Here is an 18,537-nt window from a genome sequence, read left to right as displayed (position 1 = left end):
TCGTTTTTTGTTGTCTTGCGACGTTTTTGGGTACACTACAAAGTAAGGAGGGATTTATTATGGCAAAAGCTACATTTGCGGGAGGCTGTTTCTGGTGCATGGTCAAACCGTTTCATAAATATGAGGGAGTCGAACGTGTCATTTCCGGATACACCGGAGGACATGTCGACAACCCGACATATCAACAAGTCTGTTCAGAGACGACTGGACATTTAGAGGCAATCGAGATTACGTTTGACCCTGAGGTTATCTCGTATGAGGAATTACTCCGCATTTATTGGCGTCAAATTGATCCGACAGATGGTGGAGGTCAGTTCAACGACCGTGGTGAATCTTACCGTCCGGCCATCTTCTATCATACTGAAGAACAACGAGCTGCAGCGGAGCGTTCGAAACAGGAAGTGGAAGACTCTGGACGATTTGACCGACCAATCGAAGTCGAGATTCGTCCGGCAAAAACATTTTGGGAAGCGGAAGACTATCACCAAGATTATTATAAAAAGAACCCGTTCCGTTATGAGATGTATCGGGTCGGTTCGGGACGCGCGAAGTTCATCAAAGAGGCATGGAGCGATCGCAAACAACAGCAAGCACTTCGTGAACGCTTGACGCCGATGCAATATAAAGTCACGCAAGAAAATGGAACAGAACCACCGTTCCAAAATGAATATTGGGATGAAGAACGGGAAGGCTTGTACGTCGACATCATTGACGGGACTCCGCTCTTCACGTCTCACGATAAGTTCCAATCGAACTGTGGATGGCCGAGCTTCTCGCGTCCGATCGAAGAGAAACGAGTCGATTTGAATATGGACACGACGCACCATATGGTTCGGACGGAAGTTCGTTCGAAACAAGGTGACAGTCACCTCGGGCATGTATTTGATGACGGTCCGAAAGAGCTTGGCGGTTTACGCTATTGCATCAACTCGGCCGCTCTCCGATTCGTTCCTGTAGAAGAGCTTGAAGAAGCTGGGTACGGGGAATATAAACACTTATTCAACAAGTGAGGGAGAGAACCGTATGTTCACAGCCGTCAAACAACAAATTCGGTGCGAGACAATCGGGACCGTACTGGATTTTTATGACCAGTCGATTCGTCATCTTTCTGAAGAGGCGAGACAAGAGAAGTATACGAAGATGAGTTCGAGCCCATTCTCATTCTTTCGAGGGAGCTCACACTTGTTCTACTACGACTTTGCGAAAGTGCCGATTGCTTTTGACACAGGTCCCGATCATCCGACGTTCATTCAAGGCGACCTACACTTTGAAAATTTCGGTGTGTTCGAGGACGGGGCCGGGACCATCATCTATGATGTGAACGACTTTGACGAAGCGTACATCGGTTCCTACTTGTTCGATTTATTGCGGATGGCGGTTTCCGTCGATTTGTTCGCAGCCGAATCAGGATTTGACGGCAAAGCAGCAATCGAGGCATTTGCCCGGACTTATGCGGATGCCATCGAGCAACATGCATCTGGACGGAGTGAACATATTCAGTTCACGAAAGACAACACGTGTAAAGCGGTCAAAAAAGTCATTAAAAAAGCGGAGAAGAAGAAAGATGAGTTCATGTCGGAACGAACGGAAGTGAGGGACGAAGAACGCTACTTTTCGACAAGTGACGACCTGATTCCAGTTTCCTCGGAAGTACGGGAAAAAATCGAAGCGGCATGGGGTGATTATCTGTCTTCCTTGTCAGATCAACATCGCCATCACGCCGATCACTATGACATCAAAGACATCGCCATCAAGCTACAAAGCGGCACGGCTTCCATCGGGCTTGAACGCTACTATATTTTGATTGAAGGTGCCGATGAGGAGCACGATGAAGATGTCATTTTAGAGATGAAACAAGCGCAATCCGCTGTTCCGTCCCTCTTTCTTCCGACACACCTACTGTTTGAAAACGGGTTGTCTCATCAAGGGGCTCGTGTCGTTGCCGCACAACGGGCAATGGTCCACAGTCAGGACCCATATCTTGGCTATTTGACGATTGATGACAAAGAATATTATGTCAGGCAGCGTTCGCCCTATAAGCGAAAAGTAAAAGCGAAACACATGAAAGATGAGACATCGCTCATTGAGACGTTACAAGTTCAGGCGCAAATCACGGCAAAAATTCATGCTCGAGCCGATGCGACATCGAATGTGCTCGACTATACGGCAAGCGAACGAATCGCGGCGGCAATCGGTGACTCCCCGTCCCTCTTTATTCGACAGTTATCGAGATGGGCTGATTTTTATGCAAATCAAGTTCGTTTCGACTATGACGCCTTTTTAAATTGGGTCGAGTCAAGGAATCGATGAGGATACTTGCGAATCGAGGATGAAATCCTGCACAATGGAAGCGTAAAGGATGTGTACGGACTATGATTACAGAACAACAAGTCATCGCCCAAATGCGTCAGGTGATGACACAGATTGAATCGTCGACCGGTGAAGTGCAAAAGCGTCATTTAGCAAAGTTAATGGGCTTTTGTGAATTACTTCTAGATGAGACGTCAGAAGCGAAAGCGGTCGGTGTGCAGCAAACGTCGACACCTACGAACGAGACAAAACCGCCACTTGATCGACAGATGGCTGCCTTTCTCGGCATTCCGATGGAGGAAGACGAACAACCGAAATCGGATTCATTGCTCGATTTTTGAACCACATGTCATGAACATGTGGTTTTTTTGTGGATTCACATTCGTTGACTTAAATACCTTAGGGGGTATAATGGGTGTAAGAAATGAATGCAAATGGAGGCGTAAATATGTTGGACTTTCTTTTTGTAGCGGTCATCATCGGAATCGTATATTTTTGGTGGAGTCGTCGTAACAATGTCAAAACGGTCTCGACAGACGATTTAAAGCGAAGAATCGCGGAAGAACGAAATATTCAATTATTGGACGTGCGTGAGCCACATGAATACCGCGGTGGACATATCAAGCAAGCGAAAAATGTTCCTCTTTCTGGATTCGGGAACGCACAGTCGAAGTATCCGAAAGACAAAGAACGTCCTGTGTATGTCATTTGTCAGAGCGGGATGCGTAGCCAACGTGCGGCAGCGATGCTGAAGAGTGCCGGATATACCGACGTCTATTCGGTAAAAGGCGGAATGAGCTTCTGGCGAGGATAATAGATGCGACTGAACGGATTCGTTCAGTCATTTTTTTGTCACCACGTTTTCTCTTTTGCATTTTCGGGGATTCTGCTACGGTAGGGAGAGAGTGAAAGAGAGGGGATCAATCCAATGGCAGTGATTTTATTTGATATCGATGGCACATTAGTAGATACGACCGGACCGATGACGAAGGCGATTCATGAGGCGCTCGAAGAGCTTCCTCACCTTCCGAAACCGAGCGAAGAGGCGGTCCGCTCAGGATACGGCTTGGCAGGAAATGCGTTTTGGGAGCATGTCATCCCAGAAGCGACACTTGAAGAGATTCGTCTCATCCGTAGATTGCGCCACGCGACGCTCGAGAAGACGATGGAAGGGCAGAACGTCTTGTTTGACGGAATTCGTGAGATGTTGGAGACGCTTCACGAGCAAGGACATACGTTGACGACGGCGAGTAACTGTGGCGTTCACTACATGAACTTGATTTTAGATACGCAACAGATTCGTTCCTATATGACGGCACCGGAATGTTTGGAGTCTGTCGGTGGCGAGAAGAAGGCAGATATTCTGACAGCACACCGTGTTCGTCACGGTGAGGCGGACTATATGATGGTCGGCGATCGCAAATCGGATGTCGAGGCAGCGCGGGCACATGACTTCCCGGTCGTCTTGACAGGGTTCGGATTTGGGAATGAAGAGGAATGGGCGCTTGCAGATCACGTCATCCAATCGCCGAACGATTTAGTCGAATGGGTCAACCGATAAAAAAAGGGCTTGTCGCATAACAATGTCGACAAGCCTTTTTGTATGCCTACACTTACAACCCGAGTGAGATGTATTTGACCTCTAAAAATTCTTCGATGCCGTGATGACCACCTTCCCGGCCGAGTCCGCTCTCTTTCCATCCACCGAACGGCGCTTGTGGAGTTGACGGAAGGCCATCATTCACACCGACGATTCCATATTCTAATGACTCCGCTAAATAGACGGCTTCATTGATGTCTTGCGTGAACAGGTAAGCGGCTAAGCCGAACGGTGTATTGTTCGCTCGTTTGATCACTTCGTCGAGTGAATCGAACGTCGCAATCGGCGCGACAGGTCCGAACGTTTCTTCGTTCATACAGAGCATGTCTTCATTCGCATAACGAATGACGGCAGGCCGGATGAATAAGCCGTCTAGCACCTCACCACCGTACACTTCACCGCCACGAATCTGAGCGTCTTCAATATGCTTTTCGACTTTACTGAGTGCATCGTCATCGATGAGTGGACCGATATCGACGCCTTCCTCTAGTCCGTTCCCAACTTTCAACGCTTCGACCTCTTTGATGAAACGTTCCGAGAATTCATCGACGACGGCACGTTCGACATAAATTCGGTTTGCGCAGACGCATGTCTGTCCACCGTTACGGAACTTCGTGGCGACCGCTTGTGGAACGGCCTTGTCTAAGTCCGCCTTCGCCGTGACGATGAGCGGAGCGTGTCCACCGAGTTCGAGCGAAATCTTTTTCATCGTATCCGCAGCATCGCGCATCAGCATTTTCCCGACTTCCGTTGATCCTGTGAACGTCAATTTGCGGACGCGTTTATCTTGTTGCCATGCTTTGACGATATCTGATGCCTGTCCTGTGACAAGGTTGATGACCCCTTTTGGGAATCCGGCTTTCTCCGCTAATTTAACTAGTTCGATGGCAGTCAACGGTGTCGCTGATGCAGGTTTCATAACGACTGTACAACCTGCAGCAAGCGCAGGCGCGACTTTTCGTGTAATCATGGCAGCCGGGAAGTTCCAAGGTGTGATGGCTGCGATGACGCCAACCGGTTGCTTGATGGCAAAGATTCGTTTTTGATTTGATGAAGCAGGGATTGTCTCCCCGTATACGCGACGTCCTTCAGCCGCATACCAGTCGATGAATCCGTTCGCATAGTTGATTTCGCCAATTGCTTCTTTCAGTGGCTTGCCTTGTTCCTCTACCATCGTCCGTGCGAGTTCTTCCGTATGTTCTGTAATCAAACGATTCCATTCATTGAGTAGTTCGCCTCGTTCTTCTGCTGTCTTTTGTTGCCATTCTTGTAACGCCTCGTGCGCGGCATCGACAGCTTGTGTCGCTTCGGCGGTATCACTTTTGGTCACGACGGCCATCACGTTACCCGTGGCCGGATTGCGTACCTCGATTGTCTGTCCGGTTTCTGTCCATTCCCCGTTAATGAAGTTTTTCTCTTCTCGCATCTTGATTTCCCCTTTCCAAAAAGTGCACAGTTAATTAGAGGATACCCGTTTTTCTGAAACGCACACAAATTTCCAAAAAATGAGGGGATATTATGTGGATCATCATCATTGGCTATCTCGTCGGGAGTCTGCTTGGGGGTAGGCTGTATGGGGTGCTAAGTGGACATGATTTAGCGACATCTGGTTCGAAGAATACCGGTGCGCGCAATGCGCATCGCATCGGTGGCGTGAAGGCGTTTCTCATCGTATATGGATTCGACGTGCTCAAGACGATTCTCGTCCTACAGATGAGCGGACCGTATTTTTGGCAGACGGCACTCGCGCTCACACTCGGGCATATTTATCCGTTTTGGCGAATCCGTGCAGGTGGGAAGGGATATGCCGTTTTTTCTGGAATCATATGGGCATATGACCCATGGTGGTTTATCGGTGGTCTTGTTGTCTTGTTGCTCTTCATCAAAGTAACAGGTAACTCTCGTGAGACGGGACTAGTGATGCTGATCTTACTTCCGCTTGCTGCGCTTGGACATGTTGAGAATGTCATATGGGCTATGCTGATTGCTATCGTGATCGTCTATCATCATGTGAAGGAGGGAAACCATGATCGTATACAGAAAAGCCGTGGCGTCTGATTTTGACGCCATTCATCGGTTGAATTACGAGACATTCGTTGAAGAGATCCCGCAACATCCACCGAATCCGGAGCGACGACTCGTCGACAAGTTTCATGAAGAGAATACATATTGGATTGGGGAAGCGGACGGTGAAGTGATTGCCATGTGTGCGTTACGAGGGGAACGGCCGTTTTCATTGGAGCAAAAGGGAGTGCGTATTCCTGAAGGGGAATGGCTCGAGATACGTCTTCTTGCTGTGAAGAAAGCATATCGGCGCAATCGGACATTTGCCGGACTGATGCGTGCGGTCATCGACGATGCGACAGAACGTGAGGTTGATGGCATCGTCATCAGTGGAACGACACGTGAACAAGTACTTTACCATCGGTTTGGATTTGTGCCGTTTGCTGATCCGATTGGTCCTGAAGAAGCGAGATATGTCCCGATGATGTTAACGAGGACTGCCTTTTACAAATCCCAATCAGCGTCGACCCTTCGTTCGAAAAGTTTACTCGCAGGTCCCGTTGAATGCTCAGAACGTGTACGAATGCGACTCTCGAGGCAACCGCGCCCTCATCGTTCAAATGAAACGAAGCGAATGCTTGAAGCGGTGCAACAAAAACTCACGGGAATAATCGGACTCCCTTACGTCTATACGCTTCTTGGAAGCGGGACGGTCGCCAATGATGCGGTTGCCGTTCAGTTGGTTGGACAAGGTGTCATTCTCAATGCGGGCGAGTTTGGAGAACGCCTGATTGACCATGCCCGGCGTGCGGGTCTCGCTTTTGATGTCATTACAGTAGACGGAGATGGAAGGTGGGATCGAACTCAATTCGAATGCATTGCGCCGGATTGGGTATGGACCGTTCATTGTGAGACCTCACATGGGGTTTTAATCGATCTTGAACCACTTCAGACATGGCAAGGCATCGTTGCCATTGACGCGATTAGTGCCGTTGGGACGTTTGCCTATGACTATGGATTCGCGAACTACGTGACCTTTTCTTCAGGAAAGGCGTTGCGGAACGCACCGGGTCTCGCATTCGTCGCCATGAAGCATCGGGCAGAAGCGATGCGAAACGTGCCACGCTATCTTGACTTGTCACTTTATCAACCAATCGCCTTTACGCAGTCAGAACCGCTCCTTTCGGCGATGGCGGTCGCATTAGACGAACTGACGGAAGAAGAGGTCGCGTCGCATGAAGAGAAGCTGCTCGTCCTAGTCGATTCGCTTCATGAGAACGGCTTACACATTGAGCTCAGTCCTGCCCAGTCACCGGGTATCCTGACCATTCCGATTCCCTCTACCCAATCCTCCATCGCGCTGGGGAAACAATTGTCGTATCAAGGCTATCTCGTGCAATATGAAAGTGACTATCTAAAGCGGGCGAACGTCATTCAAGTATCGACCATGGGTTGGACGACGACTCGCATGATGCGAGACGCTGGGGCTTACATCGCACAGTGGATTCAACAAAAAACCGCCACTTCTGAAAGTGACGGTTCGCTTACACTCGAAAGTCTTGGCGTGCCAAATGACGAATCTTTCGTCCGAGGCGTCTCCAATTGAAATAAGCCAAAACGGAGACGACACCACCTGACCAAAAGAGCCATTCATCTGGTCGGATGTAGCCGAGTAGACCGACAAGTAAACCAAGTAAAATGACGATGGCATTGAACGTCTGACGGTGCAAGAGTTCTTTTGATTCCATGTTTCGCTGGAACATCGCTTGCTCCGACAGGCGTTTTCGTGTCGGTTCTTTTAAATAATTGTCGAGAAGGGGTGGGACGTTCAATAACTTTTTCGCATAATTGATCCCTGTCTTTACGTAACGATTTTGTAAGGTCGTTCCATCTTCCTCAAGCCAGTCGATGACAATCGGTTTCCCGAGTGTAAATAGGTCAATTTTCGGATCGAGAATTTGTAGAATTCCAAGTAAAGTCGAGGCGGCCCGACCAAAGAAGGCAAACTCTGCGGGTAATTGAATTGGTTCGTTTTTGACGAGTAACTGAATGTCTTGTAACACCTTCTCGATCAATTTCGTATCGACGGTGTCGATATCGGTTTCTAAATAAAACGTGACGGCCTTCTCCAACGCTTGGCGAATGTTTTGTTTGTTCGCCGTTGGTAAGAGAAAACGTAAATCTTCTAATCCGTCGACGATGCTGTCATAGTCGAGCGAGATGAACGCCTGTAGGATATTTCGAATTGTCGCCATATCTTGTGAGGTCGTCTGACCGACCATGCCAAAGTCGAGCAAAATGATGGTGCCGTCTGCCCGAATCTGAACGTTACCCGGGTGCGGATCGGCATGGAACTGTCCACCGAACAAAAGTTGTTCGGCGGCGAGTGTGAACAGACGTTCTGCTAGGGCGGAACGGTCAATGTCATTTTCTTTCAAAAAGGCGAGATCGGTAATACGGCGTGCATCGACCCAATCCATCGTCAAGACGCGATTTGTGCAGAGATGCTCATGATAATCCGGGATATAAACATCTGGATTGTCGGCGTATTTGGCTTTGAAATATAAGGCGTTTTTTAATTCGGTTTGAAAATTTAGTTCATCCCCGATGACAAAAATCATTTGGCGATATAAGCTATCTAAGTCGGTTGATTTTGCGAGGGATGTCCGCTTCAACATCGACGTGACAATCCGCATGGCTCGGAAGTCGGTTCGGATGATTTTTTCGATATTCGGGCGCTGGATTTTGATGGCGACCCGCTTACCGTTTTCGAGAAGTGTAGCACCGTATACTTCACCGATTGAAGCGGATGCGACGGCATCGATGCCGACGTCTTTGACGACTTGAGTGTATGGGACACCCCATTCCGCTTCAAGAATCGCACGTGACTTATCCCAACCGGATGTCGGGACACGGTCGACGAGCTCGGATAACTCGTTTAAGACGGCCGGTGGCAGTAAGTCTGCACGAATGGATAGGAATTGACCGAGTTTGATCAATAGACCCTCAAGCCGTAGTGCGTTTCGTTTATACTCGCGCGCGAGCTTGAGCATGAGCGCTTCATATTCTTCGGTCGTGGCGACACCTTGTTGTTGTTTGCGTGAAAAGGCGTACAGCCGGATGATGAATCGGGCGAACATGGTGACGATAATCCATATGCGGAACAAAGCGATACGTTTCATAGTAATACCGACATCCTTTACGACAGTCGCTCGACTGACCTGAATTTTTGTAACTATACTTTACCATACAATGCGTTGAAGAAAGGGCAAGGGATGTTCATGGAGTGGGAATTGCTCAACGTCGTCGGAACGATTGCGTTCGCGGCGAGCGGAGCCATCATTGCGATGGATGAAAAATACGATATTTTTGGGGTTTGGCTGCTCGCGTTTATTACTGCATTTGGTGGTGGCGCCATTCGAAACGTTCTATTAGGAAACCCCGTCAGTTTGATTTGGCAACAGAATGATTTATTTATTTTATGTTTTCTTGTCGCACTCCTCATCTTCCTGCTACCAAGTGTCGTCTTGCCACATTGGGAGCGCTGGGGCGTGATTGTCGATGCGATTGGTCTCGTCGCTTTCGCCTTCCAAGGAGCGCAGGTCGCCATCAAGCTTGATTTACCTTTATCCGCTGCGATTGCAGCGGCTGTCCTGACTGGGGTCGGCGGTGGGGTCGTCCGTGACTTACTAGCCGGACGTAAGCCGCTCGTCTTACAGTCTGAGGTGTATGCGATTTGGGCGATTCTCATTGCGGTCATTACGTACTACTTCAAGCTCGAAGGTGGCCTTGCCGTCTATGCGCTTTTAATTGTCGTCGCGACACTTCGAGTGATATCCTACTATCGGAAGTGGAATTTACCAGCACGAAAAGTCAGATAAGGGGGAAGACAAATGAAAATCTTATTAATGATCGGTGCCGGATTAATGGCACTCGGCGTGGCACTCGGTGCATTCGGTGCGCATGCGTTAAAAGAGAGACTATCACCGAATATGTTAGCGAACTGGCAGACTGGTGTGCTCTATCACATGATTCATGCGCTCGGAATCATCGGGATCGCGTCATTGCTCATGCGTGTGAGCATCAGCCAGTTTAACGTGGCCGGTTGGCTCATGTTTGCTGGGATTCTCTTTTTCTCGGGAAGTTTATATGTCATGGCATTGACGGGAATCACGAAACTGGGAGCTGTGACACCAATTGGTGGCGTTTTATTCATCGCCGCCTGGATTTTTGTCATCGTTGGTGCAACGAAACTATAAAAATAGCATATGTATGTAACGTCCATGTCTTGCTCATGTTCACATGAAGCGAGGCATGGATTTTTTTATGATGAGCCATCCCATCAATTGGAAATTGGATGTATACTTCCTATATTTATTATTTGAAAATAGGGTAAAGCATTCTCTATTTACATAAAACATTACAGAAAGATGTCAAAAAGGGAAGTTGAAAAAGATATTGATGCATAATAAGTGGTGCGTATTCGTTAGCGAGGCTATTGTTTGTGCGTAATAAAATTGAAATATAACTTTAACAGGAAAATATCTAACAGTTAGATATAATTAGTCGTGTTGAAACTCAACGGATCGATCGTTTTTGTTACATACTGAAACGGCTTAAAATATGTAGTTCCGCTGGTACCCAGGGTTGTTATTTTAGAAAGGATGTACCTCATTCATGAATTGGAAACGCACAGTCTCGACGCTGACGCTAGGTGTGATGCTGATCAGCACACATACAGTTGCGGATGCATCGACGTCAATTAAAGAAAAACAAGAACAACAACAAAAAGTGCAAGAAAAACGAAATAACGTGAAGAAAGACCAAGCTGATACTTCATCAAAAATCGAAGTGAACAAAGAAGAGATTTCGAAAGTTCAGGCAGAGGTCAATAAAATGGACGCGCAGTTACAGGACATCATCAACGATGTCGCTATGAAGCGCCAAGAAATCAAACGCACTGAAATGAAAATCGAGGATTTGGAAGCTGATATTAAAGACTACCAAGAGAAAATGAAAGCCCAAGAAGAAATGATGAAAGAACGGATGGCCACGATGCAAAAAAATGGTGGTAGTTCAATCAACTGGGCCGAGTTTATCTTTGGGTCGAAAAATCTTTCAGACCTCGTCACACGCATGATCACAGCTGGAACGATTCAACGGAGTGACCAAGAATTGTTTGACGACTATGAAGCGACACAACGGTCGTTGAAAAAAGCACAGGCCGACTTGAAAGCAGAGCGTGCCTCGCTGCTCGAACAACAAAAAGCACTCGAAATTCGTCAAGCCGAGCTTGAAAAGAAAATGAAACAACGCGAAAAACGTATTAAAGAACTTGAAGAAAAAAATATCAAGTTCGAATCGCAAATCTTCGACCTTCAAGAGATTGAAGCGACGTTAGAGGCGCAAGAACAGGCGATTGCCGCTGAAATCGAAGCGCAACGTCGTGAAGAAGAGGAAGCCCGTCGACGTGCGGAAGAAGCAGCTCGTCAAGAGGCGGCACGTAAAGCGGAAGAAGCGCGTCAAGCAGAAGCTGCACGACAAGCGGAAGCAGCACGTCAGGCCGAAGCTGAACGAAAAGCAGAAGCGGCTCGTCAAGCAGCACAACAAAAACAAGACAATAAGACTAATACCACGTCTTCGTCATCTTCAAACAAGACGTCGACACCTGCACCAAAACCGGCACCGGCGCCAGCCCCTAAACCTGAGCCGACTCCACCGCCGGCACCAACGACATCTACGCCAGCTCCGTCTAGCTCGATGTTTATTCAACCGGCTTCAGGTCGATACTCACAAGGCTGGGGACCAGCGAGCGGCGCTTACGGATACTCGTTCCACAACGGCTTAGATATCGCAGGACCTGTTGGTACACCGATTCATGCAGCAGCTACAGGTACGGTCATTCGTGCAGGCTGGGGCGGGGCATATGGGAATCACGTCATGATCGCCCACGTCATCAACGGTCAAGTTTGGACAACGGTATATGCACATATGACATCAGTATCTGTCAGTTCAGGGCAACGTGTGACCCAAGGATCGAATATCGGGACGTTGGGAAGTACTGGTAATTCGTCAGGTCCACACTTACACTTTGAAATCCACAAAGGTGGCTACTCGTACTCGGCAACGAGCGCAGGAAGCACCGTCAACCCCCGTCAGTTCTTCTGATGCCTTAAATTGCGAGTTCCTTTCGATTGCGAAAGGAACTCTTTTTGCATAAAAAAACCCTCCGTATCATGACGGAGGGAGAAGACTTAATTGGCTTTTTCAATATTTTGTGAGCGACCTTGTTTATTACGCAATTGTTCTCGTACGTAATAGATGATGGTCAATCCAATCAACCATGGTACGCCGAACTTCAACAAGATGTTGAAATCTGTGAACCAGGTTGTGATCATCAGACTGAGGAGTAATACTGCTCCGAGTAATGGGAGGAACGGATAGCCCATCATGCGAACGGGAAGTTTTCGTCCAGTCCATTTCTTACGGAAGAACAAGTGGGAGACAAACACCATGAACCATGTGAAAATGGCTCCGAACATCGAGATTCCCATCAAGAATGGATACGACGACTCCATGAATACTTGTAGGAGCGCGGCAAGGACGATCCCTCCCGTTGAGACGAGTAACGCGAACGTCGGGATACCGTTTTTGCTAATTTTTTTGAACGCTTTCGGTGCATCACCGGCTTCCGCGAGTGAGTACATCATGCGTGTCGATGCATAGAGCTGTGCGTTCATAGCCGACAAGGCAGCGATTAAAATTACAAAGTTGAGGATGCCTGCCGCGAACGGGACATCGAACTGTTCCATGACGAGTACGAACGGACTTTGGTCAATCCCTGCTTGCTGCCATGGGATGAGCATGAGCATAATTGCGAGCGTGATGACATAGAAGAACGTTAGACGGAACACTGTCGCACGTAAAGCACGTGGTACAGCCTGGTCCGGGTCTTTCGCTTCACCGGCTGTGACAGCGACGAGCTCGGTTCCAAGGAAACTGAAGAGGGAGATGAAAATCGTCACCCACATTCCGTAAAAGCCGAACGCGAAGAAGCCTTCGTTTCCTGTCGTGATGGACTCAATCGGTGATCCTGGTTCGCCGAACAATGTGGCGGCACCGAGGACGATGAATAGGATGATGGCAGTTACTTTGATGAAGGATAACCAGTATTCGGTCGTTCCGAACGTGTGAACGTGACGGGCGTTGACGTAAATGAGTAGTCCACCGAAGAGGGCGACCCAAACGAACCCGTTCACATCTGGGAACCAGTAGCGCATGTAGATGGCGATGGCACTGACTTCAACCCCTACAGCCAGTACGTTCGCGACCCAGTAAGAGTAACGGACGAGAAAACCGGCGAGTGGATGAACGTATCGCTCGGCAATCGTTCCGAATGATCCGGATGTTGGATGGGCGACCGTCATTTCGGCGAGAGCACCCATGAGTAAGAGGACGATGAACGCCCCGATGGCATAGCTGACGAGCACGCTCGGGCCAGCGGTTTGAATCGCGAGACCGCTTCCGAGGAACAGCCCGGTTCCGATGGCGCTCCCGAGGGAAATCATCGTAAGTTGCCGGGTGGACAGCTCGCGCTTTAGTTTATTTGTTTCCAAAATCGATTCTCCTTTAGCTGAGTGAAATGTTGTTGTGGACGACTATAGCAGACGAAAAAAAACAATGTCAATTCGAAAAATCGATGAAGGTTTCTCATTTTTGGATGCACATATAGAGGCAAAGTTTTTATAATTTTTTTATTTGACATGGATTCATCTGCCCTGTATAGTACGAATTAACTTAACTGAAACGAATAAAGGCGTCGACGAAGAGAAGTAACGACGAATCCTGTATGACAGAGAGCTGATGGTTGGTGCGAATCAGTATATGGGACGTCGCGAATGGACTTCTGAGCTCTAAACCGAACTTTGAGTAGGCTTTAGCGGGTTACCCACCGTTATCACGGGGAAGCGGATGATTGTCCGTGAAGTGGGTTCTTTGGAACCAACGAAGGTGGCACCACGGGGTTACTCGTCCTTCTTATAGCGCAGGCTATGAGGAGACGGGTGACCCCTTTTTCGTTTCAACAATATAAATCGAGGATTGAGAAGAGTAGCGCGAGAAGACGTTTCGTCCAGAGAGTCAGGGATGGTGAGATCCTGACCGAGGCGTCCGCGTGAATGGGCTCATGAGAGCATGGCTGAAGAGAGTAGGCCGTGACGGTTTCCCCCGTTATCGGGATACGATGTGATTGCATCGGAGAGTGGATTCTTTGGAATCAACGAGAGGTGGCACCGCGGTCTTGAACCGTCCTCCATACGACGACTGTCGTGTGGAGTTTTTTTATACACATTTTTAGAGGGGGAACCGACGATGATTCAACAATTGGAGACAAACGCATTATCAACAGCAGAGATGAAAGTGGCAGCGAGCGAGATGTTCCAAGCGGATGAAGCGCAAATCGAACGAGTGCTTTTGGCGATGAAAGAGCGCGGTGAGACAGCAGAAGAGATGGCAGGACTCGCGGCATACATTCGTGAAGCGGCACAGTTCCCCCAGAGTGATTTACCCGTACTCGATGTTTGTGGTACCGGCGGCGACGGGGCGCATACGTTCAACATCAGTTCGACCGTCGCCTTTGTCCTAGCAGGTCTTGGCATTCCAGTCGCCAAGCACGGAAATCGAAGCGTCTCGAGTAGATCCGGGAGCGCGGACGTCCTAGAGGCACTGAACGTTCCGATTGTGAAGACGGCAGCGGAAGTACATGCTGACTTGAAACGTACGAACTTGAGTTTCCTCTTCGCCCAGCATGTCCATCCGATTATGAAGCACGTCATGCCGGTCCGGAAACGACTCGCGACGGCGACCATCTTCAACCAAATCGGACCGTTAACGAATCCACTTCGCCCGAAACGACAACTTGTCGGTGTCTATCATCCATCATTGCTCGAGAAGATGGCGACCGCGATGCGTCATCTCGGCGTGGAGCGCGGCATGGTCGTCCATGGTGCAGGTGGACTCGATGAAGCGAGCCTCGCCGGTGTGAATGACGTATATTTCTTTGATGGGGAACAGACAGCGCGTTACGCGGTCGACCCACGAGATGTCGGCTTGATGCGGGCGCCCCTCGAAGCGCTGCGTGGAGGAACACCAGAAGAGAACGCCGCAACCCTCGTCGCCGTATTGAACGGAGAAACAGGTCCGGCACGAGATGTTGTTTTACTGAACGCAGCACTTGCCCTTTGCACGTATGGCACGACCGCAACGCTTCGTGCAGGAGTGAAAGAGGCAAAACGAAGCATCGATGAAGGGCACGCATTACGCGTGTTACAAAACTTACAACGTACGGAGGTCGAAGCATGAGTTATTTAACAAAAATCATCGGAACAAAAATGGAAGAAGTGAGTGACATGCAGCCCGTCGATGTCCCCGTGACGAAGCCAATCTCTCTCTTACATGTGATGAGCGAGGGATTCCATATCATTTCAGAGATCAAACGGTCGTCCCCCTCGAAAGGAATGATTCGGGAAACGGTCGACGTCGCCGAACGGGCACGTCAATATGAAAAAGCTGGTGCGACGATGATTTCCGTTCTGACAGACACGACGTATTTCAACGGTTCGTTTGACGATTTGCGACATGTCGCCGATGTCGTCACCATCCCGGTGCTCTGTAAAGATTTCATCATCGATGAACGACAACTCGACTATGCAAAGCATTACGGTGCGAGTGTGGCGCTCCTCATCGTGGCGGCACTCCATCCGACACGTCTCCATGAGTTGACGCGATACGCTCGCTCCATCGGCCTCGACGTCTTAGTCGAAGTACATGACGAGGCAGAGTTAGGCATCGCGCTCGAACTTGATGACGTGTTGATCGGCATCAATAACAGAGACTTAAAAACGTTCGAGGTATCTCTCGAAACATCGATCGATTTGATGAAACGCTACCCCGACGTCACATTCGTCAGCGAGAGCGGGGTCAGTACGGTCGAGGCGGCTGCACGTTTACAAGAAGCTGGGGCAAGCGCCATTCTCGTTGGAGAAGCACTCATGCGTGAAGAGGACCCGACCCGGTTACTCGAGGAGTTGAAAACATGTTCGTTAAAATCTGTGGACTAAAAACAGAGGAAGCTGTTGAGGCGGCGGTCGAGGCGGGAGCGGATGCCATCGGGTTCGTATTCGCCCCGAGTTCTCGACAAATCGACGTGACGACTGCGAAGAGATTAGCCGCACATATCCCACAATCGGTTCGCATCGTTGGTGTGTTTTTAAGTCCTTCAATGGAAGACATCGAGCAAGCGCTGGACGTAGGACTGACGGATTTACAAATTCACCATCGAACGCAATCAATGGAACAACTTCGCATCTTCGGGTTACCGATTATCGATGCGTCGACCGAGGAGACGGCAGATGTACGATTGATGGATCATCCGACCCCGGGAAGTGGGCAGGTATTAGACTGGGCCGCAATCGACCGGTCGAAACGTCCGTTTTGGCTAGCGGGTGGGCTATCCCCAGATAATGTGAGACAAGCGATTCAAATGATTCAACCAGACGGCGTCGACGTCTCGAGCGGTGTCGAGACGGACGGTGTGAAAGATATCAAAAAAATTCGTGCGTTCATTCAACGCGCCAAGGAGGAACTATGATGTATGCACAACCAGTGAACGGGAAGTTTGGACAATATGGTGGGAAGTATATTCCGGAGACGCTCATGCAGGCGGTCGAAGAATTAGAGGTCGCTTACGAAGAAGCGAAGCAAGATCCTGAGTTTCAAGAACGGTTCTCTTCCTTATTACGTGAATACGTGGGACGTGAGACACCACTTTATTATGCGTCGAACCTAAGTCGTCGCCTCGGGACGAACGTCTATTTGAAACGAGAAGACTTGAACCATACAGGTGCCCATAAAATCAACAATACGATCGGGCAGGCGCTCCTGGCGAAACGGATGGGGAAACAAAAAGTCGTTGCGGAGACAGGGGCGGGGCAGCACGGTGTCGCGACGGCAACGGTATGTGCGTTACTCGATTTAGAATGTACCATCTTCATGGGTGAGGTCGACGTCGAGCGCCAAGCGTTGAACGTCTTTCGGATGGAGCTTCTTGGAGCGAAAGTCGTACCCGTTAAATCAGGCAGTCGTACACTAAAAGATGCCGTCAATGAAGCGCTCCGTTACTGGGTCAAACATGTCGACGATACACATTATGTGATGGGTTCTGTTCTCGGACCACATCCGTTCCCACAGATGGTGCGTGACTTCCAAAGTGTGATCGGGACAGAGACGCGTCGGCAAATCCTTGAACAGACGGGACGGCTCCCGGACGCCGTTGTCGCTTGTGTCGGCGGAGGGAGCAACGCCATGGGCATGTTCTATCCATTTTTGAACGATGAGTCGGTCGCGCTCTACGGTGTCGAAGCGGCAGGAAGTGGCATCGATACGGATAAACACGCAGCAACCCTCACAAAAGGGGAAGTCGGTGTCTTACATGGGTCGCTCATGTATGTCCTGCAAGACGCAGCGGGTCAAATCGAGGAAGCCCATTCCATTTCAGCTGGACTCGATTATCCAGGGGTAGGACCAGAGCACAGTTTCTTGAAAGACATTGAGCGGGTGCGCTATGCGGCCGTCACGGATGACGAGGCACTCGATGCTTGTCTCGCCCTCAGCCGACAAGAAGGAATCATTCCTGCCTTAGAGTCTTCACACGCCCTTGCTTACGCAGAGACGCTCGCGAAGACGATGGGAGAAAACGATACACTGGTGATTTGTTTATCAGGGCGCGGAGACAAAGACGTCCATACAATCCGAGAGAAGGTGGCGACACGATGAAACTAGAGACAGCGATTCGACAGCGAGAAGGAGCGGCGTTCGTTCCGTATATCATGGCCGGTGACGGCGGGATGGACCGGCTCATCCCGACCATCGTGGAACTAGAGCGGATGGGTGCGACGGCGATTGAACTCGGGATCCCCTTCTCTGATCCGGTAGCGGATGGACCGATTATTGAGGCGGCAGGAATGCGCGCGCTTGAAGCAGGTGTGACGCTTGAAATGGTATTGAACCATTTAATAGAAGGAAATGATCAATTTAACGTTCCAATCGTCTTGATGACCTACTTGAATCCAGTGTTTCGGTTCGGGGTCCAACCGTTCTTTGATCGGGCGAACGAATGTGGGGTGAGCGGGGTCATTATTCCTGACCTTCCGTTTGAGGAGAGTCTCCAGTTATTCGCAGATGTTAATCGGCATGACGTCGCCGTCATTCCGCTCGTCACGTTGACGAGCAGTGAGGCGCGGACAACGTCCATCTTAGAAAAAGCAGAAGGATTCGTGTATGCGGTCACGCTCAAAGGAACGACCGGGAAAGCGGATGTATTCCCGGACGAGCTTCTCGCCTACTTAACTCGATTGACTGAGCAGTCACGTGTTCCCGTCTTAGCAGGATTCGGAGTCCATCGTCCGGAGCAAGTGCGGACGCTCGGGCAGGCATGTGATGGTGTCGTCGTCGGGAGCTTTATCGTCGAGGCACTTCATGAAGGACGAACAGATGACGTTCAGACGTTGATTCAATCAGCAAAACAAGTGCATATATAAAAAAACAGCGCTTCACACGAAGCGCTG

18 protein-coding genes and 2 other annotated features are annotated in these 18,537 nt (G+C 49.4%); of the genes, 15 read left to right on the top strand and 3 right to left on the bottom strand.

The window, feature by feature from the left end; genetic code table 11:
* Positions 1-59 precede the first annotated feature (59 nt).
* From msrA to KNO90_RS06025, 5 genes are all read left to right on the top strand, one after another.
* Positions 60-1,010 (top strand): peptide-methionine (S)-S-oxide reductase MsrA, encoded by a 951-nt coding sequence (gene msrA / locus KNO90_RS06045; RefSeq protein ID WP_214742220.1) that lies wholly within the window; start codon positions 60-62, stop codon positions 1,008-1,010.
* 13 nt (positions 1,011-1,023) lie between these two features.
* Positions 1,024-2,310 carry a DUF2252 domain-containing protein gene (locus KNO90_RS06040; protein ID WP_215113221.1) on the top strand — a complete coding sequence of 429 codons (1,287 nt, stop codon included), beginning with the start codon at positions 1,024-1,026 and terminating at the stop codon, positions 2,308-2,310.
* Between the two features lie 62 nt (positions 2,311-2,372).
* Positions 2,373-2,651, top strand: coding sequence for a DUF5327 family protein (locus tag KNO90_RS06035; protein WP_215113220.1), 279 nt, complete (start codon positions 2,373-2,375; stop codon positions 2,649-2,651).
* Between the two features lie 107 nt (positions 2,652-2,758).
* Complete coding sequence (locus KNO90_RS06030; protein WP_214742217.1) at positions 2,759-3,124, top strand: rhodanese-like domain-containing protein; 366 nt, start codon at positions 2,759-2,761, stop codon at positions 3,122-3,124.
* A gap of 114 nt (positions 3,125-3,238) precedes the next feature.
* A complete protein-coding gene (locus KNO90_RS06025; protein WP_214742216.1) occupies positions 3,239-3,871 on the top strand; it encodes an HAD family hydrolase in 633 nt (210 codons plus the stop codon).
* 52 nt (positions 3,872-3,923) lie between these two features.
* Here the strand turns inward: KNO90_RS06025 and KNO90_RS06020 are convergent, their stop codons facing one another.
* Positions 3,924-5,336 carry an NAD-dependent succinate-semialdehyde dehydrogenase gene (locus KNO90_RS06020; RefSeq protein ID WP_214742215.1) on the bottom strand — a complete coding sequence of 471 codons (1,413 nt, stop codon included), beginning with the start codon at positions 5,334-5,336 and terminating at the stop codon, positions 3,924-3,926.
* Positions 5,337-5,428: 92 nt separating this feature from the next.
* Here KNO90_RS06020 and KNO90_RS06015 point away from each other — a divergent pair, with 92 nt between their 5' ends.
* A complete protein-coding gene (locus tag KNO90_RS06015; protein ID WP_214742214.1) occupies positions 5,429-5,968 on the top strand; it encodes a glycerol-3-phosphate acyltransferase in 540 nt (179 codons plus the stop codon).
* Positions 5,937-7,520: a GNAT family N-acetyltransferase gene (locus KNO90_RS06010; protein WP_214742213.1), complete on the top strand. Its 1,584-nt coding sequence runs from the start codon at positions 5,937-5,939 to the stop codon at positions 7,518-7,520. Before KNO90_RS06015 ends, KNO90_RS06010 begins: the two co-directional genes overlap by 32 nt.
* Here KNO90_RS06010 and KNO90_RS06005 read toward each other — a convergent pair.
* A complete protein-coding gene (locus KNO90_RS06005; protein ID WP_214742212.1) occupies positions 7,459-9,096 on the bottom strand; it encodes an ABC1 kinase family protein in 1,638 nt (545 codons plus the stop codon). The two genes, KNO90_RS06010 and KNO90_RS06005, sit on opposite strands and share 62 nt — an antisense overlap.
* A 93-nt stretch (positions 9,097-9,189) precedes the next feature.
* On the opposite strand from KNO90_RS06005, the gene KNO90_RS06000 reads away from it, so the two are divergent.
* The 3 genes from KNO90_RS06000 (at position 9,190) to KNO90_RS05990 (ending at position 12,082) form a co-directional block, all read left to right on the top strand.
* Positions 9,190-9,795: a trimeric intracellular cation channel family protein gene (locus tag KNO90_RS06000; protein WP_012727503.1), complete on the top strand. Its 606-nt coding sequence runs from the start codon at positions 9,190-9,192 to the stop codon at positions 9,793-9,795.
* Between the two features lie 12 nt (positions 9,796-9,807).
* Entirely contained in the window at positions 9,808-10,173 is a 366-nt protein-coding gene (locus KNO90_RS05995) for a DUF423 domain-containing protein (protein WP_214742211.1), read from the top strand.
* A 418-nt stretch (positions 10,174-10,591) separates the two neighbouring features.
* Positions 10,592-12,082, top strand: a complete 1,491-nt coding sequence (locus tag KNO90_RS05990) for a murein hydrolase activator EnvC family protein (RefSeq protein WP_214742210.1) — start codon at positions 10,592-10,594, stop codon at positions 12,080-12,082.
* Positions 12,083-12,168: 86 nt separating this feature from the next.
* Here KNO90_RS05990 and KNO90_RS05985 read toward each other — a convergent pair whose 3' ends face one another.
* On the bottom strand, positions 12,169-13,482 hold the full coding sequence (locus tag KNO90_RS05985) for an amino acid permease (protein WP_251127384.1): 1,314 nt from the start codon (positions 13,480-13,482) through the stop codon (positions 12,169-12,171).
* Positions 13,483-13,724: 242 nt separating this feature from the next.
* Positions 13,725-13,953: a binding site (T-box leader), on the top strand.
* 48 nt (positions 13,954-14,001) lie between these two features.
* Positions 14,002-14,229, top strand: a binding site (T-box leader).
* 55 nt (positions 14,230-14,284) lie between these two features.
* Here KNO90_RS05985 and trpD point away from each other — a divergent pair.
* From trpD to trpA, 5 genes are read left to right on the top strand one after another with little or no spacing between them, the layout of a single operon-like run.
* Entirely contained in the window at positions 14,285-15,274 is a 990-nt protein-coding gene (gene trpD / locus KNO90_RS05980) for an anthranilate phosphoribosyltransferase (protein ID WP_215113219.1), read from the top strand.
* Positions 15,271-16,032 carry an indole-3-glycerol phosphate synthase TrpC gene (gene trpC / locus KNO90_RS05975; RefSeq protein WP_215113218.1) on the top strand — a complete coding sequence of 254 codons (762 nt, stop codon included), beginning with the start codon at positions 15,271-15,273 and terminating at the stop codon, positions 16,030-16,032. Before trpD ends, trpC begins: the two co-directional genes overlap by 4 nt.
* A complete protein-coding gene (locus KNO90_RS05970) occupies positions 16,008-16,562 on the top strand; it encodes a phosphoribosylanthranilate isomerase (protein WP_215113217.1) in 555 nt (184 codons plus the stop codon). The genes trpC and KNO90_RS05970 overlap by 25 nt, the downstream gene beginning before the upstream one ends.
* Positions 16,559-17,746 (top strand): tryptophan synthase subunit beta, encoded by a 1,188-nt coding sequence (trpB, locus tag KNO90_RS05965; RefSeq protein WP_041917953.1) that lies wholly within the window; start codon positions 16,559-16,561, stop codon positions 17,744-17,746. The genes KNO90_RS05970 and trpB overlap by 4 nt, the downstream gene beginning before the upstream one ends.
* Complete coding sequence (gene trpA, locus KNO90_RS05960) at positions 17,743-18,510, top strand: tryptophan synthase subunit alpha (RefSeq protein ID WP_214742205.1); 768 nt, start codon at positions 17,743-17,745, stop codon at positions 18,508-18,510. The genes trpB and trpA overlap by 4 nt, the downstream gene beginning before the upstream one ends.
* Positions 18,511-18,537 lie beyond the last annotated feature (27 nt).

The sequence above is a fragment of the Exiguobacterium sp. s63 genome, from assembly GCF_018617335.1.
GTDB lineage: Bacteria > Bacillota > Bacilli > Exiguobacteriales > Exiguobacteriaceae > Exiguobacterium.
The sequence above is the reverse complement of the archived record's forward strand: the minus strand, read 5'-3'. Positions and strand labels throughout refer to the sequence as shown.